Genomic DNA, 26,455 nt, shown 5'->3' with positions numbered 1-26,455 from the left:
ATCTCACAAAAAAATTCATAAAACTTTTTTCACTTTAAAGGTTAATATAATTGCAACCACATTTGTTTAAGCCTCCACCTTTTTGAAAAAAAAGCATCTAATTCCATTTGAATTAGATGCTTACATTTAGTCCTTAGGACAAATATTCTAAACTATTTATGTACTTGTAAATCTTTTTTTATTACTTCCCAGAGTGAATTATCTTGACGCATTGGTTTACCCTCTTCATCCCATTTTATTTTTCCTGTTCCCAATTCATAATCCATCCCTGTCCATGTGTCTTCACGAAATGCATAGAATGATTTATGCCAACCTTTTTGGTTGAAGATAGAAATAAGATCTTGCATGTATTGGGTAGCTCCTGGAACAGTACGGTTAATTCCAAACTCCTCTGCAATAATTCGATTAGATGATACATGATTTTTCTTAGACCATTGTTGGATTGGCTTCAAAAATTGCTCTAATCCCTGCTTATTCCACATTACAGGTTTCTCTAAATCTCTTACTTTTACTAATCCTGGATATTGATACTCCTTATTTTGTTTTTCACCTTGACTCGTTAATTCATATGGTTCATACATATGAAATGCATATAGGGTTTTTTTATCATTTACTGGTTTTAAATATTTAAAGGCCCATGGAGTAGCATATAAACCTGAATCTAAAATAATCGGTGTTTCTTGGTCTACTTCACGAATGGAATTGATTACTTTTTGATAAAATCTGTTTAAATCCGCTGTCGTTTCCTTCACTTTTGCATACCATTTCTCATAATCTTCCGTCCAAAAATCATTATATCTATTATTTTTAGCTGTTTCTGGATGTGGTTCATTTATAATATTATAACCAACCACCGCGGGGTGATCTTTTAATTCCAAAGCAAGATCCTTCCAAAATTGACTTACTTGTTCTTGATACTTCTCTTCTTCCCATATTCTGTCGTCATTCTTGTTATTATTAAATTGGCGCCATCGATCACCAGGTAAGGATAACATTGTAAGAACAACTTTCATTCCTTGTGATTGTGCGGCATCTAAATCCGCCTTTAATTTTTCTAAATCCTCCTTTACTAATCCCTGATAGTTATCTGCATTACCTATCAGAAAATCCTTTCCAGAAGTATCTGGTTTATCCTCAAATAGAAAATCTTTATCTTTTGCCCATTTATCAGGTGCTAAACGTACATATTCAATATTAGCTTCTTTTGCACTTTTATAGTTTTCAGGTAATGACGTACTATTCATGAAATTAGTACCCTTTCTTTTCGAATCCCAAAAACTAATTTTTGAATCGCCTTTGTGGTATGTATCAGCTCTTACATTCATTTCCTGTACTCCGAAACTCATCATGCCTAATAACGCAACAATTGGCAAAATTTTTTTCACAACTTTTCCTTCTTTCTCTTTATATTTAACACACATAACATACCTTTGTTTTGTTACAGGAATATGGCAATTTTCCAAAAATGCTTTTTTAGTTTATAAGATCGCAGCGCATTCATAGAAATGAAAGAGATAATTAGAACATTGCTTCATTTTCAAAGAAACAAAAAAGGAATCCTTTACGGATCCCTTTTTGCAATGCACTCTTTTTCAAATGGTACATTTTGCACCTACTTTTAGTATACCTTATAATTCCTATAAAATAAATAAGATTAACTGAAATTTACTTCAAACTGTGATAGAAAACATAATTAAGAAGCGCAGATAACTAAATATTATCCCTTTTATTAAATAAAAAAGATTAAATAATTCCCCCTCCAAACTAGGACCCTTTTACACTTTTTTTACAAATATTATTATAGTTAGATAAACCAAATCATTACCCCATTAACAAAGAGACTCCATAATCGGAGTCCCTTTGTTAATTAGCTATTAAAAATGATAGCATGTGATTATTGTATAATTTTTTCCTTTTTTAGATCTGCATATTCTTCTACGAAATCCCATAAACCTTGCTTTTCGAAGTAAGAAATACTTTTTTCACTTCTTCTAAGAGTTTAATTGCTTCATCTTCATTAAGAGAACGTAAAATATTGAAATGATATACATACTCTTCATTTCCTAATTCCATACAAACTGCTAATCCTTTTTCAAATTGCTTTAAGAATATACAAGCTGTCCCTAATGTGTTTTCACAAGAAGCAACTTTCACCTCATACCCCATTAGCCCAAAATACAAGGAATATAGATACTTATTTTACTTTCAAAGGCTGAAACCTTGCTGCATAACTATTGAAAATAAACATAAGAAAGACGTTCAAATCCATATAGATAGAACGTCTTTTCACTTTACTTTATACATATACTGATTTTTCACTTATTCATTTTGCATTGTACTTAAAAAATCCATAAATTCATCTTCATTTACAGGTTTACTGTAGTAATAGCCCTGAATTAGATAACACGCATTACGTTGTAACACTGTTAATTGTTCCTTCGTTTCTACCCCTTCTGCTATCACTTTCATGTTTAAAGTATGAGCAAGTGAAATAATGGTTTGTATAATTTCATCTCCATCAGTAGAAGTTCCGATCCTATTAACAAATTCTCTTGGAATTTTTAAAGTATCAATTGGATAAAGAGGCAGATACGCTAGTGAAGAATAACCTGTACCAAAATCGTCAATTGATAAATGTACACCATATGATTTTAATACTTTTAACTTTGATAAGGTTTCTTTTTCATCTACCATTGCTATTCGCTCTGTTAATTCCAAATCAATCGAATTAGCAGGTACTCCTATCTCTTCTATAGTAGATATCATTGTTTGAACAAAATCTTTCTGTTCAAACTCTATAGCTGATAGATTTATCCCGATCTTTAGATTTGAAAAGCCCATAGAATGCCATTCTTTCAGTTGTCGACACGCTTTCTGTAACGTCCACTTCCCAATTGAAATAATCTGCGCCGTTTCTTCTGCGATAGGTATAAACTCAAAAGGAGAAATCAGCCCAAGCTCTGGATGTTGCCAGCGTATTAAAGCCTCTGCACCAATAACTTTACCTGCCTTACTATCAATTTGTGGTTGATACAATAAAAACAACTCATTATTTTCAATTGCATTTGGTAAATCCTGTTCTAATCGTAATCGACGAGTTACTTTTTGAGATAATGTCTCGTCATACATACAAACAGCATTGTTACCTTTTTCTTTTGCGCTATACATAGCGATATCAGCGTGTTGTAAAAGTGTAGTAGTATTTATTCCTCCAAATGGATACACTGCTATTCCTATGCTAAGAGATAAGTAAAAACTATGCTGATTTACTACAAATGGTTCTTCAGTTATACGAAATAAAGTTTTACACAAATCCAATAGCTGTTGCTCTGTTTGGTTATGGACAATGATTGCAAACTCATCTCCACCTATTCTTGCTAGAGGAATAGTCGGTGACAGATATGTCCTAAAACGTTTGGCAACTTCTTTTAAAACTCTGTCACCAATCGAATGACCCAATGTATCATTAATGGTCTTAAAGCGATTTAAATCAATATACAGGAGCCCAAATTTATCCTGTGTTTTTTTCGCACGCTTAATGGATCTATCTAATTCTTGTTGGAAGAATATACGATTTCCAATCTCCGTCACCGTATCATGGAATGCAAGGTAATTTATCTCTTCCTGTTGTTGTTTCATCCTCGTTATGTCTTTTACCATTACATAACTCCCAAAAATTTGACCTTCTATCATAATAGGAACTATAGTGACATACCAAAAGAGCATGTCCTTCTCATTGTTATTTTTCACACGTAACTGTAACGAAGATGAACTACATCGTTTCCCTTTCTTTATAGCTGCTTCCAATTCAGATTTATCTTCATCTAAAAAAATAGAGAAGCACTCTTTCCCTATTAATGCAGTACTTTCTTTTCCTAATAACATACTTCCAGCCTGGTTTATATTTAATACGATACCGTTTGAATCAATCGTTAAAATAGGATCCGGATGATACTCATATAATGACTTAAATCTCTCTTGATTTTTTACCAAATCATTAGATTTATTTATTAAATCCCTTGTTCTCTGAGATACTGTTTGTTCTAATTGATTATTAAACACTTTTAATGTTTTAGTTAACTCTTTGTTTTGCATTCGTACGATTGTATGACGAATCAGTACAAATACAAAAGCAATACAATTTCCCGTAATCAATGTAGCTGAAGAAGTTTGCTCTTTCAAAGTAAAGCCAATTAAGACTGCAACTGCAAGATAAGGGAATATACCAAGAAGTTTCTCTCCAAATGTCGGATTAATAATAAAATAATTTCTTTTAAAAGAAGCATCCTTTGGAATTGTAGCAGCAATAGCGATAAATAATAGTAAAACTCTATACAAACACCTTAAAAATATAACTGAACGCTCTGACAAATCATCCTGTAAGTAGAAATACAAGTAGTCCGTAATAGCCAATCCAGTTAATACTAGAATAAAAATAAACAATTTAATTTTTGCATTGAAAATAGCAGGTCGAAAGATTAGTGTAACTCCAAGTAATAGAAGTAATAAATCTATAATTGGAAAAATAAATGAGAGAAAAACATCTCCAATTGATAAGAATAAGATATTTGCAGATGGTTTATTAAATAGGTACCACTCTAATGTAAAAATGGCAGTAACAACAATGCATAAATCACAAATTAAATATGCTTTCTCCCATTTATTACATTCCATCATAATTTTATAAAAGAACGCAAAGAGAAAGAAGAACAAGAAAAATAACAAAAATACATCAGAGATATTAAAATTTTGTATTGGTAATTCTACATTAAGTACTTGAAAAGCAGATATGAAATTCCCTATCAAGAAACACCCTATCGCAATAGTAATACAAACCCAGAATACTCCTAACTTAATTCTTCTGGATAATATAGAATACAGTAATGAGATAAATACAGTAGTTTCAACAACTAAAGATGATAGCCGGATATTAAAATCTGATACAAAATAAAGATTCGGAAAAACAAATAAAAATATAACACAAAAACTTATATAAGCTATTAAAGCCAATAGCAATACATAAAATTGCACATATGCATGTTTACGCAATGGACTCACCTTCTTGAGTTTTTTCTATACTTTTATTAAAAAGGTCTTGATAGTGGCACAACTCCTACTAATTAAAATGTGTGCAACCTATTATGTATATTATGACCTTTTTAAAAGATTTCTTTCTACATACAACAGTCTTGTTAACTTTTTGTAGATGTTTACAATTATCAATACTGAGGATTCTAAAAAGGATAAGCTGAAAAATGTAGTTTTTTAAGTATTTGCGCATCGTAAATTTGGCGGGTACAACTTATCTACTCTTTACATATGAGATAGAATCTAATCCTCTATTGAATTATAGTTAGTTGCTATCTGTCACACTTAAAAAGGAATGAAATTTACTATCTTTAAAATAGAAATTCAAATTAGTTTACGAAACTATCTGTAACCATTATAGTTACACGAAAAGTTGATGTCAATTTCATATCCTCCCTTTTAACGGACAAAAGACATGACCAATTGAACAAAAATGTGATGTTTATAAAAAGGGCGGTAAAGTTTTATCTCCTTACTCAAAGAATTATAAATGATTTAGGATTAGATGAAATTGAAGCTAATATTGCATCTCCCTAAAAAGAATGTTACTCTAAAAGCAGAATTATGAAAGGAATGATGGATGAACAATGATTAACTAATTTATATTTTAAGTTGAATTTCATAACTTCAAACTACAAAATATAGGGTTAGTCTATCCATTTTTAAAATTCAGTTCATACTTTATTTGTCATGATTCAAATGATTAATAAGTACTTATTAAGTATAGACGAAAGACTAATCCTTCCGATTACAATTGGGGGATTTTTTTATTCCCATTTATGTTAGTTGGAACTTATTAATTGTTAAATTTACCCAACAAATAAAGGAGCAAGAAAAATGAGTACTTCAGACACTATTGTTACACATGTAATGCTCTATATAAGTCGTTAATATCCATCAAACTTATATAGAGCAATTAAAAACTGGATGGATGTTCCGACTTTATATGAAACGTTTCGATATATAAAGGAGGAATTATTATGTCAATGATAAAAGTCCAAGATTTAACTTTTTCATACCCAGGTAGCTTTGATAATATTTTTGAAAGTGTAAACTTCCAAATAGATACGGATTGGAAGCTAGGATTTATCGGTAGAAACGGACGAGGTAAAACGACATTCTTTAATTTATTGTTAGGGAATTATGAGTATGGTGGGAAAATCCTTGCTTCGGTAGAATTCAATTACTTCCCCTACTCTGTTGCAGATAGGAACAAATTCACTCATGAAATCCTTGAAGAAATTTGTCCCCAAGCAGAAGATTGGGAATTTCTGCGTGAGATATCCTATTTAAATGTTGATGCTGAGGTCATGTACAGACCATTTAAAACATTATCAAATGGGGAACAAACAAAGGTGTTGCTTGCTGCACTGTTTTTAAATGAGGGTCAATTTCTATTAATTGATGAACCAACAAATCACTTAGATACTGATGCACGAAAGATAGTCTCTGATTATCTAAGGAAGAAAAAAGGATTTATTTTAATTTCACATGACAGAATCTTTTTAGATGGATGCGTTGACCATATCCTATCTATAAATAGAGCAAATATTGAAGTTCAAAGTGGTAACTATTCTTCTTGGAAGTTAAATTTTGATAGACAGCAAGAGCACGAAGAGACTACAAATGAGCGTCTACAAAAAGACATAGGGAGATTAAAACAGTCTTCCAAGCGTTCAGCAAGTTGGTCTCATGATGTGGAAGCTTCAAAAAATGGAACGAGGAATTCAGGCTCTAAGTTGGATAAGGGGTTTGTAGGACATAAAGCAGCCAAGATGATGAAAAGAGCAAAAAACCTTGAATCAAGGCAACAAAAAGCTATTGAAGAAAAGTCAAAATTACTAAAAAATGTGGAGAAAACTGAGTCATTAAAATTGGAACAATTACAATTTAAATCAAATGAATTGATTACTTTGATTGATGTGTCCGTTAAGTACGATGACCAAATTGTGAATGAGTCGATTAGCTTCATAGTCGAGCAAGGTGACCGAATTGTACTTGATGGAACGAATGGGAGCGGAAAAAGTAGTATCCTAAAACTAATTCTAGGACATCCGATACAGCATACAGGCTTAGTTATTTTAGGTACAGGACTCATCATTTCCTATGTCCAACAAGATACTTCTCATTTGAAGGGATCACTATCAGACTTTATTGAACAGCACAAGATTGATGAGACCTTATTTAAATCCATCCTACGTAAGATGGACTTTGACCGCATTCAATTTGAGAAAGATATATCTCATTATTCTGGTGGCCAAAAGAAAAAACTACTTATCGCTAAAAGCTTATGTGAAAAAGCTCATATATATATATGGGACGAACCACTAAATTTTATAGATATCTATTCCCGTATGCAGATCGAAGAGCTTATTCAACAATTTAATCCCACAATGGTTATTGTTGAGCATGATAAAGCATTTCAACAAACAGTTGCAACAAAAACTATATCTATGTAGCTCAAAACGAATACTTGAAAATATAATCAGCAAATTGAGTCATTGAATTATAAAAACTTTAATGACGTGTTGAAAAAAGCCTAATTTCTCTACAATACATTGAGAAATTAGGCTTTAAATAGTAATAATAAAATTCATATACACTGAATAATTTACACGTTAGGTTTATCTGTTAATGCAGTAACAATCCTGTTCACTAAGTCTTCCGGCATCCATTCATGATTTGTATCATTCGTTTCATTTGGTCCTAAAGAATCAATAAACTTTTTAAACTTTGGAAATAAAACAATAGAAGTGATCCAATGTATCGTATGATTTATGGAGAAGAAATGAAAAACTCCTTGCTTTTCACCCTCCTGTAATATTTCTTTTAACTGTTCAAAATTACCTATGAAATACGGTTTAATCTTTTCTAATCGTGCACTTTCCTTAATAATCTCCTCATATGCCAACGATCCAATTTCAGGGTTCTCTTTTATATGTATAGTAAAAACCGTTAAATATTCTCTAAGGGCATCGATAGGATCAAATTGATTCTTCTCAAGAAAATTGGGTAGCTCATTAGCAAGGCCATATTTCTTAAATACCTCATAATATAGGTTTTCTTTCCCATTAAAATAGTAAGAAGCCATAGCAACATTCACTTTCGCTTCTTTTGCAATTTCTTGTATGCTCGTACCTTCGTAGCCACGCTCTCCAAATTTTTTCTTAGCAGCCTTTAAGATATTTTCCATCGTCTGCTCTCGAGATTTCCCCATTTCACACACCTCAAATAGTATATATTTCACTTCAAAAACCCAATAAGGACTTTGAATAGAGTATCTTTTTAATGAAATTTAATTATATATTTAAAGTGGTAACTTAACAACCGATGAGGTTCTGATTACTTTAAACAATATCCCCTTGCGTAGCATCAATAGCTTTCAACTACTTTACGCTCTTTTCTAATCGAGTGAAAGTCTGGACAAAAAACATCTAATGTTATCTTAACTTCGTGTGCAAACAAAAAAATAATAAGGACCAGACCTTATCTATAAAATAAATAAGATCTGATCCTTTCGTTACATTATACAAATTTAAAATAAACTAGCGCACTCGTATCTTGATGAAATAATTATCCATCAATCGTCCATCATTTTCTGACTAAATCTGTTTAATCTCGATGTAAGGTCCTTTAATGTTTAATTTGTTAATATCATTAGATATATTGCCTACAGTTGATTTTTCATTAAAAGTATAGACCTTTTCACCATTTACAAAGATACCCCAATTTTTATCTTCGTAACTGATACCATAACCAGCATTGCTAGACGTAGCTTTGAGTTGATTTCCATTCATTGAAAGAGATAATTTCCCTTTTCCTTTGTTAAGTTTATCATTCACGCTGTTGATACTATTCATTTGTTCTTCAAGGGCTTTTTGGTTATCAAGAGTAACTTGATGGTTTTTCCAGTCTAATTTATAGTGGTTCGTAAAGAATTCATTATATGTATCTTTATTATTTGTTCCCCACCATTTTGAACTTACCCATTCGATATTGTACTGATCTGAAATTCTACGATTTGTTATTTTTAAATCTGAAGTAGTTTCTGTTTTATCAGCAGTAATAACCGCTACTACGTTTGGAGAAAAACCATAGCCTGTTAAAGCTGGTACTGTATCTTTTGAAACAAAATTATTCGTTCCTTCATTATAACTACGTGATTTCATAAATAGTTGATTACCATAGAAAGTATTGAATGAATCACGATTATAAATTCCCCATTCTGGGAAATTAAATGATTGGAATCCTACTTTCCAATTTAATTTTTTATCTGTGTGAGTCTCTAATACCGTTTTATAATCTACTTGATCATAAGATACACTTTCTTTCCAAGCAAAGCTACCTGTGATACTTGCATCGGCATTTGGCCCTTTATCATTTACTCCTACTTTAACACTTCCACCAAGTGTATACCCTACCTCAGAAGTGACCTTTGCTGAAGTCATTGTATTAACTGGGGCAGCTTTATGGAATTGAGCACTATCACCACTTGTTATTTCTGCTTCAGTATGATAGGCTGATGGCCATTTTAAACCTGCGTTATAGTATCCGCTATTAATTGTATATTTAGCATCTATATTACTACCATCAGTGGTAACAATTGCAATCTTTTTATCTGCGTAAGGATCCTCAATAAAAGAAACTTTTACTGAATTTTTGATATTCTGCTTCATGTCATAAGTAGTTTTAAAACTATTATAGACCTTCCCACCATTTTGAAGATTTTCTACAGTTCCTTTAGAATCTGCAAATGCAGATGTTGCTTGTAAACCAAATGATCCAGACATAATAACGGACGCTACCGCAACGCATTTAGCTATTTCTTTTGCTTTTTTCATACAGACAGCCACTCCTTCTTAAACATTTAAAAGATATAAATATATTATTTCTAGTTCACAAAAATAGAGATAGATTCATAGCCATACAATATAGAAATTCATTAACTTTTATGACACTAACTAAAAACACATGTTTCACTAATCTTCCTCTCACTATTATTGATAACTATTATCAACATTATTAAAACATAAAATAACGATTTAAACAACAATTTTAAATACAAATTTAAAATTGTTGTTTAAAAAACTGCAAAAAAATTATAGAATTCTTCATTTCGAGAATTACTATATTTTCAATTACTTATTACAGCCTATATTCAGATACATTATTTCCTTTCCATTCATAATAATCTAAAATTCCTTCATAAATGGCTTCTGCTGCAATTTGTCTGCCATTTTCCGTAGATAATTTACTGTAATCAATACCATTATCTATAAACGCCAGTTCCGTCAACACAGCTGGCATGTCATTTTCTCTTATAACATGAAGGTCTCCATGTTTAACTCCTCTATCTCGTGTTTGAAGTGCCTCTACTAAACGTGTTTGAATTTTTTCCGCTAAAACACGACTTTCTTCCACATGAGGATTTGTTTTTTCGGATTTAGAAGATTTATAGTAATATGTTTCTGTCCCTTTTGCATTACCATTAAAAGCATTTGCATGTACGCTTATAAAGATATCACCCTGATTTTTCTTAGCAAATTTAACACGTTCCTGTAAAGAACTTTTTTGATCATGTCCTGGTCTATTATCAGATTGACGAGTTAATAAAACTGTAAATGGTGTATGCTTTTCAAGTAATTGTTGTAGACGTAAAGAAGTGTCTAGTACAATCTTACTTTCAGGTAATCCCTTTGTGGATTTCCCAGGATCTTCGCCACCATGTCCAGGATCAATAATGATTATTTTGCTTTCTAATGGGTTTTTTGGACGATGTTGCATCATATCTGTTTTTGCAGTAAGTTGAGCAGCTTCAGCACGTGTTATAAATCTATTTGGTTGCCAACCGTTCTCAGTACCATTAGAAATTTTCAAACCGATTAAAATATTGGCATATTTTTCTCCCCAATGGCCTTTTAAATCTTCAAATTTAACCTGCTCGTTATGATTTGGTGTGCTTTGTAGTTTATATGCATTTACTAGCATCGTAGCCATAGCAGCGCGAGTTACTTTTCCGGATGGATTGAAGATTCCATTACCCTCACCTTTAACAATACCAGCTTTTTCAGCAGCAGCAATATACGGAGTAGCCCAGTGGTTTTGTGAATCTGTAAATGATGGTTTTGCATTAGAGTCAATTTGTATATCTAAAACTTTTGTCATAATTTTTGTAGCTGAAGCTCTGTCTAATGAGTCATTTGAACCGAAAGTTCCGTCTGGATAGCCATTCAATACCTGTTTATCAACTAAATAATTAACGGATTTGTCCGCCCATGCAGGAACATCTAGGAACTTATGAGTATTTGCAAATGTATTAGATGAGTAGGATAATAAACTTCCAGCAAGAATTCCTGTAGCAATTAATTTGTATTTCAAAATGAACACCTCTATCAAGTTATTACAATTTGGTAAATATATCATTTATAATTAATCTTTAAATAATACGACCTTGAATAAAGAATAGATTAATTCGTTTATATTAATATATAACGGATAATGAATTTTAAATCGAACTATTACTCTAAAAATAATCCTCGGACATACACTTATAGATAGAGATTATTAAATATACTCACCAACATCGTGTAACCAGTATAGTTACTTATACATACGAGTGTCAATTAAAATAACCTTACAATTTTGTAAGATAACCACCTTAATAGTAAACCAAGTAATTATTAAATATTATAAATAGTTACTAGATATAATAAAATAACAATCTTAAATTTTGAACAAAGACTAATTATTTTAATAGGAAAATAACTTATAACCACCGCATTTTCAACAATGCTTTTGAATCCTACTTTACTCTATAATTCTCTGTTATATCCCAACGTGAATGCTCCTATAATATAGGCGATTGCTGCAATGAATACTAGTATTTCCTCAAAAAAAATCTCTAGAAGCCACCTAAAGTAGCCTTTATTAATACACTCACACAATCCATCTTTTCACTCCCTTAAGACATCCTCAAATTTTACAAGGACTGAAAAAAGAAGAGGGATACCTTCCCTCTTCACCAAAAAAATTAAAAAACACCTTAATTTATATCCCCTGCCTTTTACAATCTCACGTCTATTGATAGCCAGTTTAATTCTTCAATTCTATTTTCATAGATTCATGTATTCTTCTAAAGTCTGCTTTTGTTTATATATATTTTCAGCAATATCTCCTACATAGCGAATATGCCAAGGTTCATATGCATAACCTGTAATACTTTCCTTTCCCTTAGGATAACGAATGATAAACCCTGCGCGATGCGCGTTTTCTTTCAGCCATTTTCCTTCCTTCGTATTAGCAAAGGATAACTCTAGTTCATTGTTCGCACTTTTAGAAGAAACGTCCATTGTTAACCCTGTTTGATGTTCGCTATGTCCTGGTTTTGCCGAGAAGCGATCCGTATGCTCTTGTCCTTTTCTTTTCACATTGTTTGTATACAATCGTTGTTGATAGTCATAGGAACGAAATCCCGAAACAGCATTTAACTGAATCCCCTCCTGCTTTGCTAAATCAAATAACTTTTCCAGTGCTTCTGCCGCCTCTTTACGGAGGTGGCTCTTTTCTACCGTTCCACTAAATGAGAATGGTACATTTGGTACAACTAAATCCTCTGGTTTATAGTCTTCGGGTAATCCATATTCCTTATTAACTACAGCCTGTATACTAGCAAAAGAACTTTCATTGTATTTTGATTGCCCTTTTCCTCTACTATCTTTCTCTTTATTTATGGAGTTTTCACGAGATTCATAGTTCGTCTTATCTGGTTCTTTACCAATAGATTGATTGGTGTAAATTATAAAGATACCTAACATCATAATTACACAAATGAAAATTCCTACTAATTTAAGTCTCATTATTCATTTCCTTCCTGCAACTCTTACTATTTCTCGTTCATAATATCTCAACCATATCAAATTCATATTAATTTGAAGTGAACTTTTGTTCTTACCATATTTCTTAATAGAAAGACTGTATATCCTTCTATTTGTTTGACATCATTAAGATGCTCACAAATATAAATAAATTCTATTCCTACATATAGATAAAAAATCTAAAAATTTATATAATAAGATTAGAAGTGTAGCGTATTATTATTGAAGGGTCTTGGTATAATGCTAGGCATTAATGTAAAAAAAACAAATGAAGAGTTAATTATTTCATGGCAATTGGCGGAGATTACAATTCCATTACGTGATGTGATTGAGATTACCGAAGATGCTACCTATGCTGGTGTTGAAGAAGTAGATGTCATACGTATTGGAACAGCTTATGGGACAACAGACCGTATTTTAATTAAAACAGTAAAACAAAATTATGTATTATTTACTACAAATAAATTTGCTATTTTAAATACCATTCACGCTTGAATATAGGAGTCTTCTTGGCTAAAATGATAAAAATAAGCACATCTTGTTATAAAAACAGATGTGCTTATTTTTTAATTTCTATGCATTTTTACGTTTTAAGAAAATCACTCCACCAACAATTAACAGTAATGCGCCTGCAGCCATAGAGATCCAACTTGTAAGATTAGTACCTGTTTGCGGTAACCATCCAATTTTAGATTGAATTTCTTGCTTAGGTTGTGGTTGTTCTTTTACTTGCTCGTTAGGCTGCTCTGGTGTTGGAGTATTTTTATCTGAATTTGGCTGTTCTGGTTTAGGTTGTTCCGGCTTTACCTCTTTAAATTTCACTGTTTGTCCCTTATCTTCAATTTCAGCGTGAATAGCTACTAATATATTATCTTGATACAGTTCTTCAAACACGACTACTTCTTTACCTTGTAATGCAGAAGCATTAAATGTGAAATCTAGTGTGATAGAACCATTCTTCTCTTTAGCAATAAACTTAGATTCTACTGTTACTTCTTTACCATCAACTAATAATGGCTTGTTTGTTGCTTTATCCATCAGTTTACCTTTTACAACATACTCTTTACCCACGATTAAGTCTTTGTATTCCACTGTATCTTGGATTGTTACAGATTTAGAAGCGTCTAACTCTTTAGAACCATCAGCTTTGTTTGTTGCTGTCGTTTTAATAGAAGGTTCTACAAATCGAACTGTTTGACCTATATCGTTAATGTCAGCATGTGTTGCAATTACTTGACCTTCATATAATAAGTCTTCAAACACGACTACTTCTCTTCCTTGCTGTTCAGCACCAACAAAAGTAAAGTCTAATGTTACAAGACCGTTCTTTTCTTTTGCAGTAAACTTCGTTTCAGCTGTTACTTCTTTTCCATCAATTAATAATGGTTTGTTAATAGCTTTGTTCATTAGTTTACCTTTTACAGTGTACTCTTTACCTACAACTAAGTTAGTATACTCCACTTTGTCTTGAATAGTGATGGAATCCTTTGAATGAATCTCTTTTCCACCATCAGCTTTGTTTGTTGCTGTCGTTTTTACTGATGGCTTAACGAACTTAACTGTTTGACCTTTATCATTGATATCAGCATGTGTTGTAACAGTTTTTCCTTCTTTCAATAACTCTTCGAATACTACTACCTCTTTTTCTTCTAAACCAGTTGCATCAAATGTGAAGTCTAATGTAATAGAGCCATTTGCTTCTTTTGGTGTAAACTTCGTTTCAGCTGTTACTTCTTTACCATTTACAACTAATGGTTTATTAGTCTCTTTATTCATTAATTTACCTTTTAAAGTGTATTCTTTACCTACTTGTAGGTCTTTGTATTCCACTTTATCTTGGATTGTTACAGACTTAGACGTGTGCATTTCTTTTGTACCATCTGTTTTATCAGTAGCTGTTGTTTTTATTGAAGGAATCTTTTCATCTTTGACAATGTGTTTAATGATTTGACCATTCTCTTTAATTTCAAAAAAGAACGTTTCTTCATTTAATACATAACCTTTTGGCGCAACAGTTTCTTTATATGTGTATTTTCCAAATGGTAATTTTTCAAATTTAGCGATTCCTTTATCGTCTGTTTTTCCTTTTACTACTTCTTTTCCTGCTTCGTTATAAATCGTAAATTCTGCATTTGGAAGCTTGTTATTTCCATCAGCTACATCTACCTTTGTAATTTCTAGATCACCTTTGATAAGATGATTAACTGCCAATAACTCAATAATCTTCCCATGTTCCTTTATTTCGAACATAATTGGTTCTTTAACAAGAACGTAACCATGTGGAGAAGCCTTTTCTACAAATGAATATTTACCATACGCTAAATCTTTGACGTTAATCTCGCCATTTTTATCTGTCTTATATTCCCCAACTACTTTTCCACTTTCATCTTTCAATTCAAATACTGCACCTTCTAATTTTTTGCTAATATCTTCATTATCTACTTTTAGTAATTTTACACTACCTTTCACTTCGGTATTTTCCACTGTAAAAGTAAGTGTTTTATTGTGCTCTTTAATTTCAAAAGGATACTTTGTTTTATTTCCAATATATCCATTAGGTGTTTTTGTCTCTAAGAAATAATACTTACCATACGTAAGACCTTCAACGTTTGCAATTCCATTTTCTTTTGTTACTACTTTTTGCACTTCTTTTCCATCTTCAGTAAAGACTGTGAATTCAACATTTGGTAAAACCTTTCCTGAATCACTGAGCTTTTTAATTTCGATGTTACCTTTTACTTTGTTATTTACTATTTGGACAGCTCCTGTTTCTCCTGTCTTAACTTCAATAGTTTGTGGTTTATCATCTGAAACATAGCCTGTTGGTGCTTTAATTTCTTTTAATGTGTAAGTACCAATTGGTAAGTTGTTTAATTCTGCCATACCATCAGCACCAGTCGTGATTTTTCCAACTGATTTATTATTTGCATTAAAGACCTCAAATACTGCACCCGCTAAAACTTCTCCATTTTCTCCAACCTTTTTAATTTTTAAAGAACCAGCTGCTTCCCAATTTACTGCAAGATCACTACTAAGCTTTTCTTCATTTCTTTCTAATAGTACTGTAGCATTCTGAACAGTATCCGTACCACGGTAAGCAATTGCTTGAACTTTAGTTAAATTAGCAGCAACACTTAAATTAAATTCACCCGTTTTTGTATTCTTAGGAATTTGGATACGAAATTTTTCTCCAACTGAAAGCTGATCTTTCACTTCTCCATTTTCACTTACAATTCTAACTCCATTAGGTGCATTTTTCGCTACTACCTTATAAGAACCACTCTTAGCATTTGTTTGTACTGAATATAGATTTGTTTCGAAGAATTCACCCTTTAATTCTGCTTTTTGCTTTTCAGCAGGAATCACATTCATAAAAACATCTTGAGTCTCTTCACTATTATTAGCATTACTAATAATAGCCTTAGCTGCTTTTTCAACATTTTTATTCTCATGTTTTAATTCATTTACATCGAGTTGACCTAATGCATTCCAAACCGCAAGTTGCGTTGCATAATGCGCTTCATTCTTATTAGCTACTCCCAGCTGTTCAGCACTTTTTTGCGGGAAACCATTTAATAAGACTCTATATACTACATTATCTGTTTTCCCCATTTCAGGAAGATCTTCACCATTTGGTGATTTTAATCCAAGGGTTAAGCAATAAGCAATTTGACCACTTGAATTTTTAATCATTTCAGTGCGAATGTACTTACCTAGACTATTACTATAACTCCAGTCCATTGAATATTTCTCATGCGTCATAACCTCTGCACTAGCCCTAGGTAAAAATACATTAAGGAATAATGCCAGTACTGATAATAATGTAAAAACTCTTATAATGACTCTCTTACCCAATTTTGTAACCTCCCTAGAATAAATTAATCCGAGTATATATCGCAATATCTAAAACATTCACGATCGACCCGATTATCATTATAAAACAATAAATTACAAATATTAAATAATTTTAATTAAATAGTCAAAAAATTTACACATTTTATTGTTTATCAAGTTTTTTAACGAATTTACTATATACAAATTCTAAAACACGCCTACAATTTAAAAAACAAATATGTATGTTAAATATATAAATAGCAATTCCTTTACTCCAGTTATTAAGCTTTCCCCCTATTAAAAATATCCTCTTCATTTTCTTGTTAACCTGAGTAACTTATACACCTCTTTTAATCTATTACACTCCTCCATTTAAATATAAAGGTGACTTCTCGTTCAAAGAATAAAGTGAAACTTTAATCCTCCCGATTCCCATCTAACTTCTTTGCTTTCATTGAATTTTTGGGCGGGAGTCTTACTGCCCCAAAATAGCGGGATACATTATGCAATATTGCATTTGATAATCATTTTCATTGTAACTATAATGATTACAGGATTACTATTAATCCAATATTCTACATGGAGGTTTTATTATGTTTAAAAAAATTATTGTATCTTCTATGGCGCTTACTATGTTCGGTGGAGCTGCAACTATGCTAGAGGCACCTACTGCTCAAGCAGCTTCTTATAACTCAACGTCATCCTCTTACTTTGATGTCACTCCTGAAGAGGCCGTGGCTTTCTATCAATCTCAAGACTATAAAAAATTAAAAGTATTTTTGGATGACTTTGAAGCAAGAAACCCTTATACTCCAGGTGGAGGCTACGCTCAAGGGAGTGTACGTATGCAAAAATTCAACGATGCTCTTAGAGATGCTAAATTAACAAATGTCTACCAAGAATTTATTAGAATCTCATACTACAATCATTATCCAGAACCAAAATAATAACAACGGATTAAATGTTTATTATTTCTATAACTTAGCCTAATTTTAAATGTATAACCTAAAAATAATTACTAAAAACCACTCATATAAGAGTGGTTTTTCTATTTCCCCATATAATTTAGCGGAATGTTACATCATCTTTATTTTGATATCTTTTATAGTAGACATTCTCTCGTTGACACAATCTAGTAGGTTAGCAATGGAAATATCAAAATGTATTTATAATTGTTTTCTGTTTAATAGCAAAACACGAACACCCTCTCACAATTAGATAAGGTGCTCGTTTTCATTTTTATCGGTAATTCTCAATTCAATTTAGCTTCTTTCCAATAAGTAAAGATTAAATTAACTTAAAAGCAAAGCGTTTTAAATTTAATTCATAGATCTTACTGAAACTTGGAATTGCCCCTTAGAACCATCATCATTTGAAACGTAAATTTTATATGTTCCATTCGGTAATGGAGATAAAGCATTCCGTACATTTGTAACATTAATTTGTTGTTCTCCAGGTTTTATATAACCACCAACAATTAGCTCTGTATTTGGACCTTTTACACTATATCCCATTGTATTTTGACCATTATTTTTCATAGAGAAGCTTAAGTCAGTACTCCCATCATATACGAAAGAAGTTTCAGCCTCGCCACTATAATCCATTGTTTGGGTTAATAATAAGTCTGCAGAAACATGTTCAACTACATGAATTGGATCATTCGTTTTGTGTACTTCTTCAGCATAAGTATTATTCCCTAACACACCAAGTGTTAATGCTGAAACTACTCCACAACTAAGCACTAGTTTATTTAACTTCATTTTAAGTTCCCCCTTGATGTTTGTATTCTATTACCATCATACATCCTTTTCCAAGTGCGTTTTTATGTAATAATTCATATCTATAAACCTATATATCTTAACTCTTCACCTTAATAGTTATTGAGAAACCCACATAGATAAAGTTACAATATTACGCTTCATAAAAAACATGTAAATTTTAAATTCTTTTTCTAACAAAGTTTTATACGAGTAAGTACTAAAATACTCACATAAATAGCATTTCTATTTCAGATAAAATGTACTAATAAAATTTTTCTAAAATTTCACTTTGTAATTTGATATATTCCATGTTAATATAACGAAGGCTACAAACAGGAGTCACCACGCATATCATTTTCACAGAATATTCATACTTAAAAACCTTATTTTATCAGTAACTCAATCCAAATTTTACCTATACAAAAGTTAGTTTATAATTTCATATGTACATAAATTTAAATAGATTTTTTCTATTATCCTTATCAATTTTAATACGAGTAATATAACAGCATGTTTTTCAAGTACCCTTCCTTTTTTAGATAAAAAGTCTACTAATACTAAACATCTATGTCCAACTCATACATAATTCTACTTACAAACTATCGGAGATGCAAAACTATGGGAATTTCTACTCTTTTATTAAATACCTTTATTATAATAATTTGTATCCTTAGCTATCACGTATTTTGGCTAGAGTTTAAAGAAAAAACAACATGTAATAATATATTATTTTCTATCCTTTCCTCCATTGCTATTATTTTTTGTATGACTTTTCCTTTTCATTTACATGTGGGATTTATTTATGATTTACGTTTTATTCCTATAATATTAGTTTTTCTATATGGAAATACAAAAAACATTGTTTTTATAGGAATTTTATATCTTTCTTATCGGTTTTACTTAGGCGGAAATGGCGTTCTTCCATCATTTATTATCTTCACTATTATTTTTGGTATAACAATGCTCTTTCGTTACTTATTACCTATGTATGTTAAAGAAAAAAAAGTATTATTAAGCTTACTCCTTATTTTAGTATGTACAACTTCACTTTCTATTTGCGGTGTTGTAACTCAAATACATACAGGAGGGAAAATAGACTCTACTCTCATAGAATTTTTATTAAATTACATAATCATTAATATTTTCACAGTATTATTATCAGTTTATTTAATAGAGGGAATGATCGAGAAATATAAAATGAAAGAAAAGCTACAACGGGCTGAAAAATTTTATATAGCTAGCGAACTAGCAGCGTCAATTGCACACGAAATCCACAATCCACTAACCACGGTACATGGATTCACTCAATTATTAAATGAAAAACATGCCTCTAAGCTATCTCAGGATCAATACTTAGAAATCATGTTAATTGAAATGCAGCAAATACAATCTACTATTAATAACTATTTATCTTTAACCAAACCACAGAACACCCTAAAAGAGAAAATAGATATTAATTACATTTTAAATCAGGTGAAAGATACTATTTCACCACTCGCTCTATCATACAAAGTTGAAATCAAACAAAATAGTACAGATTCCTTTTATATAAATGGGGACCCCGAAAAATTCAAACTCTGTCTAAACAACATCATCCAAAACGGAATTGAGGCTATGAAAAATGGTGGATTATTACAAATAAATATACGAAAAGTAAAAGGAAATATCATAATTGATATTATTGATTCAGGAATTGGGATGTCATCTCAACAAATAAAACGAATTGCTTTGCCATTCTATTCAACAACAGAAAAAGGAACTGGACTTGGTACTATGATTGCTTATAGTATTATTAAAGAATTAAACGGAGATATAGAGATAGAGAGTAACTTAGGTAAAGGGACACGCTTTTCTATTAGTATCCCTTACTAATGCGATAAAAATTTTCTGTTTAGTTAATTAAAAATAATAAGGATCAGAGCTTATCTATTGTTACAGATATACTCTGATCCTTTAGTTTAATTCAATTAAAAACACTTAATATTTATAACTTTTCTTACATCGTGATGAAATACTAGTTCATCGACTTTATCTCATTTACTGATTAGATTTGTTTAATGTAAATATAACATCTCTCGGCACTTAATTTGTTATTATCATTATAGACATTTCCTACAATTGTTTTTCCATTAAAGTACAGACCTTATGCCATTCATTGAAAAAGACAACCCCCTTTTTACTACTTTACTTCCACCCTATAATTCCCTGTTCCACCACGATACTGATACACATGTAAATAATACTTCCCTGGATACGTGTAGTAACTACCTACTAGTTTATTCCCTTGTTGCTGAGCATACGTAACATAATTATTTAAATCTGCTTCAGAATAAAGTACCCAGTTCATTCCGATATTATTTTCATTCGTTACGTTAATTTGAAGGTTTTTAGCAGTCTCCACATTAATTTCAAAGAAATCACTTGTATCGCCATTTCCTAAACTAGCACGTAAAACTTGATTTAACTGCAGTTTGTTTGCTGTTTGGAATGAGTTATTCGGTTCTTTTTCTACACTGTTATCTTCTTTCTTTTGAACAGTTACAGTCGCTGTAGCAGTATTAGTTGCTCCTTTATCGTCTGTTACCGTTAATTTCGTTGTATACGTTCCTTCTTTTGTATATACGTGAGTTGGATTTTGCTCATTACTTACTGCTCCATCACCAAACTCCCATTTATACGAAGTAATTTTCCCGTCTTCATCTTTTGATCCGTCGCTTTTAAATGAAATTGCTTCATTTACATTTCCACTATACGGACCGTTTATAACTGCAACTGGTGCTTTATTCTCTGCACCTTCTTCTGTATTAATACCGTGGAACACAACATCATATTCAAATTGTCCTGATGCATTCACGCGATAATTTACGAAGTATGCTGTTACTGTTTTATAGCCTGTCCATTCCTTTGCACTTAAACGTTTTAACGTATCATTAACGTTTTGTGTAATTGTTTTCCAATCCTCATATTCTCCTTTTGCTTCGGTTCCTGTATATGTACCTTGTAGTGTGAATGTATTAAAGAACTGTGATTTATTTTTCTTCACTGATACATTTTTCAATTTTGCTTCCGCCGTTATTTCTGCCGCAATATCTGAAACTGGCTTTGATGCATGATTCGCTAAATAATCGTCTGATACTAATGGCACATTATATTTCTCACGATTATCAACTAGCATTTGCATATAGTCTTGATATTCTTTATTTAAATTCACATCTTTACTTAATGTAGAGCGATATGCATCATATGCTGTTACATCATTTTTCCTAATAAGATCATGTATTTTATCGAACATATCATATCTCTTATTGTACATATAAGATTGTAAAGCAAAGGAATAATTATAGAAATCCCACGTTCCATACTTTGCATTTAACGTTCGCTCTGCCGTATAACGCTCTGCTGGGTTTGAAGATAATCCTCCTATAATACTCTTTCTCGGTACAACATTATCCGTTCTCGTTGCCCCTGCAAAAAATTCAGCATTCCCTTCTTCAAACCAAGATAATCTTTCATTTTCATATATTTTCCCTTGTCCCCATAACCCTGGTACTTCATATCTACCTTGTAAATAATGCGTGAACTCGTGTCTGAATAATTCTTCTAAACTATAAATACTTTCTTCTGGCGTACGCTCATAAGTAAAGAACGTACCTGTTCCTTCCATATAAAGACCACCGTTATTCGTTTCATAACCGTACAATTGACGATTAAATTGATATTCTGCTGGGCTATTATAAATAACCATCGTTAGTACATCATCAGGATTTCCTTTTTCTAAAGGTTGATCACTTTCAACCGTACGATGGAATTGTGCCTTCACTTCTTTTGCCGCCCAATATAAACGTTTTACTTTTTCTTCTGTCACTTTATCTCCAGCTTTTAAAACAATTGCCCCATCATCAAACGTATACGTTTTTGGCAAATATTTTTTCTTTCCATCTTCTCTTATTTGATCTAAATTCACCACTTTACCATTTGCATCTTTTCCGCCATAATTCGTTGCGATTTGCTCAGCAGCTACGAAATATTGCTCCCCTAAATACGGATAAATTTTCATCGCATCTGTTACAACTTGTAACCCTTTCGTTCCTGTACTATGGAACGTACCAAGTCTACCTGTATAATAAATGCCATTATTAATAAGCCAACCGTTTTTTGCTGTAATCGTTCCCATTAATGCAAAACGACTTAGTTCATTAATATAACTATCTATTTTCTGATACCATACTGTATCTTTCGGTGCTTTCCTCGTATCGTACAAATACGATTGAATGTCGTAATCAACACCTTGCATAATATCGTAAATAGCATTTCCAGCTGAAAGATTATCTACTAATGTAGAAAAATTATCATTATATTGTTTGAAAATTTTCGCAGCTGATGTTATCGTTTCCACATCACTCGAAGCGTTTCCTATTAACTTTCCGTATGATGATACCACTCTATTTTGCTCTAATGTACCCAGCTTGAAATTTGAATTGTTAGCTATCGCTTTTAATGCAGGTAAGCATTTATCATGATAACTCCGTTCATTTAATTTACTAAGTTCCGAATTATAAAATCCTAAATAAAATCCTGAACGTAATACCTCCACTAATGTCTCAATCCCTTTTGAATCATCCTTCGTATAGGCTTGTCCTTGCTGCTTCAATTTATCAATAATCGCCTGCATCCTACTATCATTTTGATAGAATGCTAGACTGTCTGTATTAAACTGAAATAGCCCCGTAATTTGCTCCCAATCAATTGTTACAAGTAAATCTACTAACTGCTGATTGCTTAATTGATTTAATTCAGCAATTGTATAAGTTTTCGCTACAGCTAATTGCTTACTTTCTTTTTTCACCTCAGGTGGTCTTTGTGATAAATCGGCAAATTGTAGCCTTTTCTCAAAAGACTTGCTTTCGAGCACTTTCGATGAATGAGCTAATTCTTGTACTGGTAGTTGTACACCGACTGGCTCCATTTTGAGCACATTTCGATAAGAAACTTGCTCTCCCTTAGTATCTTCTGCCAAACTGCCCCCTTGAAAACTCCCTAACATTAAACTAGCAAAACTTACCCCTACTAACATTTTCTTTGAATAGCCTTTCATACTCTCCCCTACCTTACATTTTTAGTGTCCTGCTCCATTATTTTACTATTTTTACTTTTTGTCCTGTATTGAGAAAAAATAAGGTAACGTTCACACATATATTCATTTCATGTAAAATTAACGCTTGACTTTCCGTGCATTTTAGATCAAAAAAAGATAGATAATAGCAAAATTCCTGCTACATCTATCCTCGTTTTCAACACTATGATTTTAACTTTATAAACGTAACTTCCGGTAATGTTTGCATATGCTGAATAAACTCATTCTTTTCTTCTGACGATATATTTTTCAGTTGCATCCCTACCTTATAAACAGTTTCTGTACCTTGTTGTGAAGCTTCCACCTCATATGAGAGTATTGGGATGCCTTTCACTTGTAGTGTTTCTAATATTTGTTGTATCGCTTCATGTTTATTTACAAACATTTGCACTGTTATATTTTGTGGAAATAAAAATTGCACCTTAAAAATACGACTTACAATTTCTAAACCAATTAAAACGAGAATCGTCGCTCCAATGCCTACTACATACATTCCCGCTCCAATTGCTAATCCTATGCCGGCAGTAGCCCATAAACCAGCCGCGGTCGTTAATCCTTTCACCGCCTGTTTTTGAATAATAATTGTGCCTGCACCTAAAAAGCCAACTCCACTAACGACTTGTGCTGCAATACGACTTGGGTCTAGAGACATATGCTCTTCAAACACAATATCTGAAAAGGCATATTTCGAAACAACCATTATTAACGCACTTCCTACCGCTACGAGGAAATGAGTCTTTAATCCAGCTTCTTTCGATCGAATTTCTCTTTCAATACCAATCATTGCTCCTAACAAGCCAGCAACACCGATTCGTATAATAAAATCAAAATCTACACTCACGGGCACTTCCCCCTTTCATTCATTATAGATAGATAAAACAAAAATTATCACAAACATCCATTTATCGATACGAAAGAATACCACTAAAATAAACTTAATACTCCGACCGTTTTATGTTAATATTTTAAATATTAACATAAAATAAATAACTTCTAATTTTAAACCTCCACTAATTTTCTAAAAAAACAAAGGTGAATTACATGAAATTAGGTTGAGAAATTTTAGAAAACGCTTTCATTTTGTGTCATAATTTTTTATAAAAACTACATAACTAAAGGAGCTTACTAACAATGAACGTCTCGTTACTTACACCTACTACTGATTTACAAGAAGAATACTTAGATTTCTATAACGAATGGAAAGATAGCGATGAAACAATGATCCCGTGGGTTATCTCAAAAAATCCTGCCAACTTCCCAGCTATGGTTCAAGAACTTCTCGATGCGCATAACGGAATAAATATCCCTGAAACTTGGGTACCAGACTCTACATATTGGCTTGTTACAGATGAAAATAAAATTGTGGGAGCTGTTAATATACGTCATAGTTTAACTGAACATCTATTTAACGCTGGCGGTCATATCGGTTATGGCATTCGCCCTTCTGAAAGAAGAAAAGGTTATGCTACGAAGTTACTAGCATTATCATTAGAAAAAACGAAGGAATTAGACATCACGAAAGTACTTGTCGTTTGCGACGCAGTAAATACCGCTTCTGAAAAAACGATTTTACATAACGGCGGGATTCGTGATGATGATTTCACTGAGGAAGATGGAAATGTAGTAAGAAGATTTTGGATTGAGCTATGAATGATCACAAAGAAGCTAGAAAGTGATTAAACACTTTCTCGCTTATTTTACACTGCTTCTATTTCAAACTGCACTGTAATACCACTTGGATCTACTACCGCAAACCCATTTGTAGTTTTATTTATTTCATGTTGTTTTTCTATTAATCTTTCTTTCACTTCATCTAATGCTTCTTTATGCGGTAGTACAATCGCATATACCTTTAGTCCAGTTGCATGTACTGGCGGGTGTGGATTGTTTACTCCGTTCCACGTATTTGCACCAATATGGTGATGATATCCCCCTGCTGAAATAAATAAGCAATCCTCTTCACGCTGTTGTACTTCAAAACCTACTGTTTTCACATAAAATTCATGTGATTTCTCTACATCAGCTATTCTTAAATGTACGTGCCCAACGACAGTATTAGCAGGCAAACCATCAAACTCATAATCAACGAATGTTGCCAATTCTTTTAAATCAAGTGGTGTACTTTCTCCTGGTCCTTCTCCCCATTGATCGCGCGGTCGGTCTGCATAAATTTCAATACCATTCCCCTCTAAATCTTGCAAATAAAAAGCTTCGCTATATGTATGATCACTTGCACTATTAAACCTTGAAATTGGTAAAATTTCATTTGAATATGTATAACGCCCTTCTTGCTCAGCCGGGCTGTCAACTACATTCTTATTACGAAGAACCCCAAATAGCGCAGAAGCAAAAGCTTCACGAGTCGGAACTAAAAAGGCTACATGATATATACCAGTCGTACGCGGTTCTTGCAGTACCCCGTCCTCTAACTTTTCAAGAACAAGTAACGCGTTCTTTCCACCTTTTCCAGATAAATATGCTTTATTCCCCTCTTGCTTAATTACCTCTAATCCTACAACATTCTCATAAAAAGCAATTTGACGCTCTAAATCTTTCACTTTAAATTCAACATGACCAATACGTGTTTTCGGATGAATTTGTACCATGAATAACTTCATCTCCTTATCCCTATATTTTCCCATTACATATAACCGTTACTATGAAGGATACAACTAAAATCATCCTATGTAAATAAGAAAAGTCAGAATTTACATGCATTTTTATTTTCATAATAAAAAGCCACCTTTTCTAACTTTTAGAAAAGG

General features: G+C 32.2%; 17 protein-coding genes. 5 read left to right on the top strand and 12 right to left on the bottom strand.

Annotation, left to right across the window (positions count from 1 at the left end):
- Nucleotides 1–152 precede the first annotated feature (152 nt).
- From H6481_RS15995 to H6481_RS15985, 3 genes are all read right to left on the bottom strand, one after another.
- Entirely contained in the window at nt 153–1,421 is a 1,269-nt protein-coding gene (locus H6481_RS15995) for a cellulase family glycosylhydrolase (RefSeq protein ID WP_182812315.1), read from the bottom strand.
- 514 nt (nt 1,422–1,935) lie between these two features.
- Nucleotides 1,936–2,166 (bottom strand): hypothetical protein, encoded by a 231-nt coding sequence (locus tag H6481_RS15990; RefSeq protein WP_063548262.1) that lies wholly within the window; start codon nt 2,164–2,166, stop codon nt 1,936–1,938.
- A gap of 153 nt (nt 2,167–2,319) precedes the next feature.
- A complete protein-coding gene (locus H6481_RS15985; RefSeq protein WP_063548264.1) occupies nt 2,320–5,049 on the bottom strand; it encodes a GGDEF domain-containing phosphodiesterase in 2,730 nt (909 codons plus the stop codon).
- 1,019 nt (nt 5,050–6,068) lie between these two features.
- Here H6481_RS15985 and H6481_RS15980 point away from each other — a divergent pair.
- On the top strand, nt 6,069–7,547 hold the full coding sequence (locus H6481_RS15980) for an Lsa family ABC-F type ribosomal protection protein (protein ID WP_063548266.1): 1,479 nt from the start codon (nt 6,069–6,071) through the stop codon (nt 7,545–7,547).
- Nucleotides 7,548–7,699: 152 nt separating this feature from the next.
- On the opposite strand, the gene hlyIIR is transcribed toward H6481_RS15980, so the two are convergent.
- From hlyIIR to H6481_RS15960, 4 genes are all read right to left on the bottom strand, one after another.
- Nucleotides 7,700–8,305 carry a hemolysin II regulator HlyIIR gene (hlyIIR, locus tag H6481_RS15975; RefSeq protein WP_000520482.1) on the bottom strand — a complete coding sequence of 202 codons (606 nt, stop codon included), beginning with the start codon at nt 8,303–8,305 and terminating at the stop codon, nt 7,700–7,702.
- A gap of 385 nt (nt 8,306–8,690) precedes the next feature.
- A complete protein-coding gene (gene hlyII, locus H6481_RS15970) occupies nt 8,691–9,929 on the bottom strand; it encodes a hemolysin II HlyII (protein ID WP_182812311.1) in 1,239 nt (412 codons plus the stop codon).
- Between the two features lie 304 nt (nt 9,930–10,233).
- Nucleotides 10,234–11,466: an N-acetylmuramoyl-L-alanine amidase gene (locus H6481_RS15965; protein ID WP_182812308.1), complete on the bottom strand. Its 1,233-nt coding sequence runs from the start codon at nt 11,464–11,466 to the stop codon at nt 10,234–10,236.
- A 734-nt stretch (nt 11,467–12,200) separates the two neighbouring features.
- Entirely contained in the window at nt 12,201–12,944 is a 744-nt protein-coding gene (locus tag H6481_RS15960) for a M15 family metallopeptidase (protein ID WP_001237442.1), read from the bottom strand.
- A gap of 258 nt (nt 12,945–13,202) precedes the next feature.
- On the opposite strand from H6481_RS15960, the gene H6481_RS15955 reads away from it, so the two are divergent.
- A complete protein-coding gene (locus tag H6481_RS15955; RefSeq protein WP_182812305.1) occupies nt 13,203–13,457 on the top strand; it encodes a hypothetical protein in 255 nt (84 codons plus the stop codon).
- Between the two features lie 78 nt (nt 13,458–13,535).
- Here H6481_RS15955 and H6481_RS15950 read toward each other — a convergent pair whose 3' ends face one another.
- The gene (locus H6481_RS15950; protein ID WP_182812302.1) at nt 13,536–16,817 is read right to left on the bottom strand and encodes a VaFE repeat-containing surface-anchored protein; all 3,282 of its coding nucleotides are present in this window, start codon (nt 16,815–16,817) and stop codon (nt 13,536–13,538) included.
- A 572-nt stretch (nt 16,818–17,389) separates the two neighbouring features.
- Here H6481_RS15950 and H6481_RS15945 point away from each other — a divergent pair.
- Entirely contained in the window at nt 17,390–17,743 is a 354-nt protein-coding gene (locus tag H6481_RS15945; protein WP_000473483.1) for a hypothetical protein, read from the top strand.
- 372 nt (nt 17,744–18,115) lie between these two features.
- Here the strand turns inward: H6481_RS15945 and H6481_RS15940 are convergent, their stop codons facing one another.
- A complete protein-coding gene (locus tag H6481_RS15940; RefSeq protein WP_000773517.1) occupies nt 18,116–18,556 on the bottom strand; it encodes a hypothetical protein in 441 nt (146 codons plus the stop codon).
- 618 nt (nt 18,557–19,174) lie between these two features.
- On the opposite strand from H6481_RS15940, the gene H6481_RS15935 reads away from it, so the two are divergent.
- Nucleotides 19,175–20,428, top strand: a complete 1,254-nt coding sequence (locus H6481_RS15935) for a HAMP domain-containing sensor histidine kinase (protein ID WP_182812299.1) — start codon at nt 19,175–19,177, stop codon at nt 20,426–20,428.
- 307 nt (nt 20,429–20,735) lie between these two features.
- On the opposite strand, the gene colA is transcribed toward H6481_RS15935, so the two are convergent.
- Nucleotides 20,736–23,651 carry a collagenase ColA gene (gene colA / locus H6481_RS15930; RefSeq protein ID WP_182812296.1) on the bottom strand — a complete coding sequence of 972 codons (2,916 nt, stop codon included), beginning with the start codon at nt 23,649–23,651 and terminating at the stop codon, nt 20,736–20,738.
- 202 nt (nt 23,652–23,853) lie between these two features.
- A complete protein-coding gene (locus H6481_RS15925; RefSeq protein WP_000109719.1) occupies nt 23,854–24,531 on the bottom strand; it encodes an MgtC/SapB family protein in 678 nt (225 codons plus the stop codon).
- A gap of 290 nt (nt 24,532–24,821) precedes the next feature.
- Here H6481_RS15925 and H6481_RS15920 point away from each other — a divergent pair, with 290 nt between their 5' ends.
- Nucleotides 24,822–25,340 carry a GNAT family N-acetyltransferase gene (locus H6481_RS15920; protein WP_182812293.1) on the top strand — a complete coding sequence of 173 codons (519 nt, stop codon included), beginning with the start codon at nt 24,822–24,824 and terminating at the stop codon, nt 25,338–25,340.
- Nucleotides 25,341–25,387: 47 nt separating this feature from the next.
- Here H6481_RS15920 and H6481_RS15915 read toward each other — a convergent pair whose 3' ends face one another.
- Nucleotides 25,388–26,296, bottom strand: coding sequence for a VOC family protein (locus tag H6481_RS15915; protein WP_182812291.1), 909 nt, complete (start codon nt 26,294–26,296; stop codon nt 25,388–25,390).
- Between the last annotated feature and the right edge of the window lie 159 nt (nt 26,297–26,455).

Origin of the sequence: Bacillus sp. ME78 (assembly GCF_903970865.1) — a bacterium.
GTDB classification, from domain to species: domain Bacteria; phylum Bacillota; class Bacilli; order Bacillales; family Bacillaceae_G; genus Bacillus_A; species Bacillus_A cereus.
The sequence above is the reverse complement of the archived record's forward strand: the minus strand, read 5'-3'. Positions and strand labels throughout refer to the sequence as shown.

What these genes read in the sequence shown, in the direction of transcription:
- H6481_RS15935 (WP_182812299.1), top strand. Translation starts at nt 19,175, where the DNA reads ATGGGAATTTCTACTCTTTTATTAAATACCTTTATTATAATAATTTGT.
- H6481_RS15990 (WP_063548262.1), bottom strand. Translation starts at nt 2,166, where the DNA reads ATGGGGTATGAGGTGAAAGTTGCTTCTTGTGAAAACACATTAGGGACA.
- hlyIIR (WP_000520482.1), bottom strand. Translation starts at nt 8,305, where the DNA reads ATGGGGAAATCTCGAGAGCAGACGATGGAAAATATCTTAAAGGCTGCT.
- H6481_RS15995 (WP_182812315.1), bottom strand. Translation starts at nt 1,421, where the DNA reads ATGTGTGTTAAATATAAAGAGAAAGAAGGAAAAGTTGTGAAAAAAATT.
- H6481_RS15955 (WP_182812305.1), top strand. Translation starts at nt 13,203, where the DNA reads ATGCTAGGCATTAATGTAAAAAAAACAAATGAAGAGTTAATTATTTCA.
- H6481_RS15945 (WP_000473483.1), top strand. Translation starts at nt 17,390, where the DNA reads ATGTTTAAAAAAATTATTGTATCTTCTATGGCGCTTACTATGTTCGGT.
- H6481_RS15940 (WP_000773517.1), bottom strand. Translation starts at nt 18,556, where the DNA reads ATGAAGTTAAATAAACTAGTGCTTAGTTGTGGAGTAGTTTCAGCATTA.
- H6481_RS15920 (WP_182812293.1), top strand. Translation starts at nt 24,822, where the DNA reads ATGAACGTCTCGTTACTTACACCTACTACTGATTTACAAGAAGAATAC.
- hlyII (WP_182812311.1), bottom strand. Translation starts at nt 9,929, where the DNA reads ATGAAAAAAGCAAAAGAAATAGCTAAATGCGTTGCGGTAGCGTCCGTT.
- H6481_RS15915 (WP_182812291.1), bottom strand. Translation starts at nt 26,296, where the DNA reads ATGGTACAAATTCATCCGAAAACACGTATTGGTCATGTTGAATTTAAA.
- H6481_RS15980 (WP_063548266.1), top strand. Translation starts at nt 6,069, where the DNA reads ATGTCAATGATAAAAGTCCAAGATTTAACTTTTTCATACCCAGGTAGC.
- colA (WP_182812296.1), bottom strand. Translation starts at nt 23,651, where the DNA reads ATGAAAGGCTATTCAAAGAAAATGTTAGTAGGGGTAAGTTTTGCTAGT.
- H6481_RS15960 (WP_001237442.1), bottom strand. Translation starts at nt 12,944, where the DNA reads ATGAGACTTAAATTAGTAGGAATTTTCATTTGTGTAATTATGATGTTA.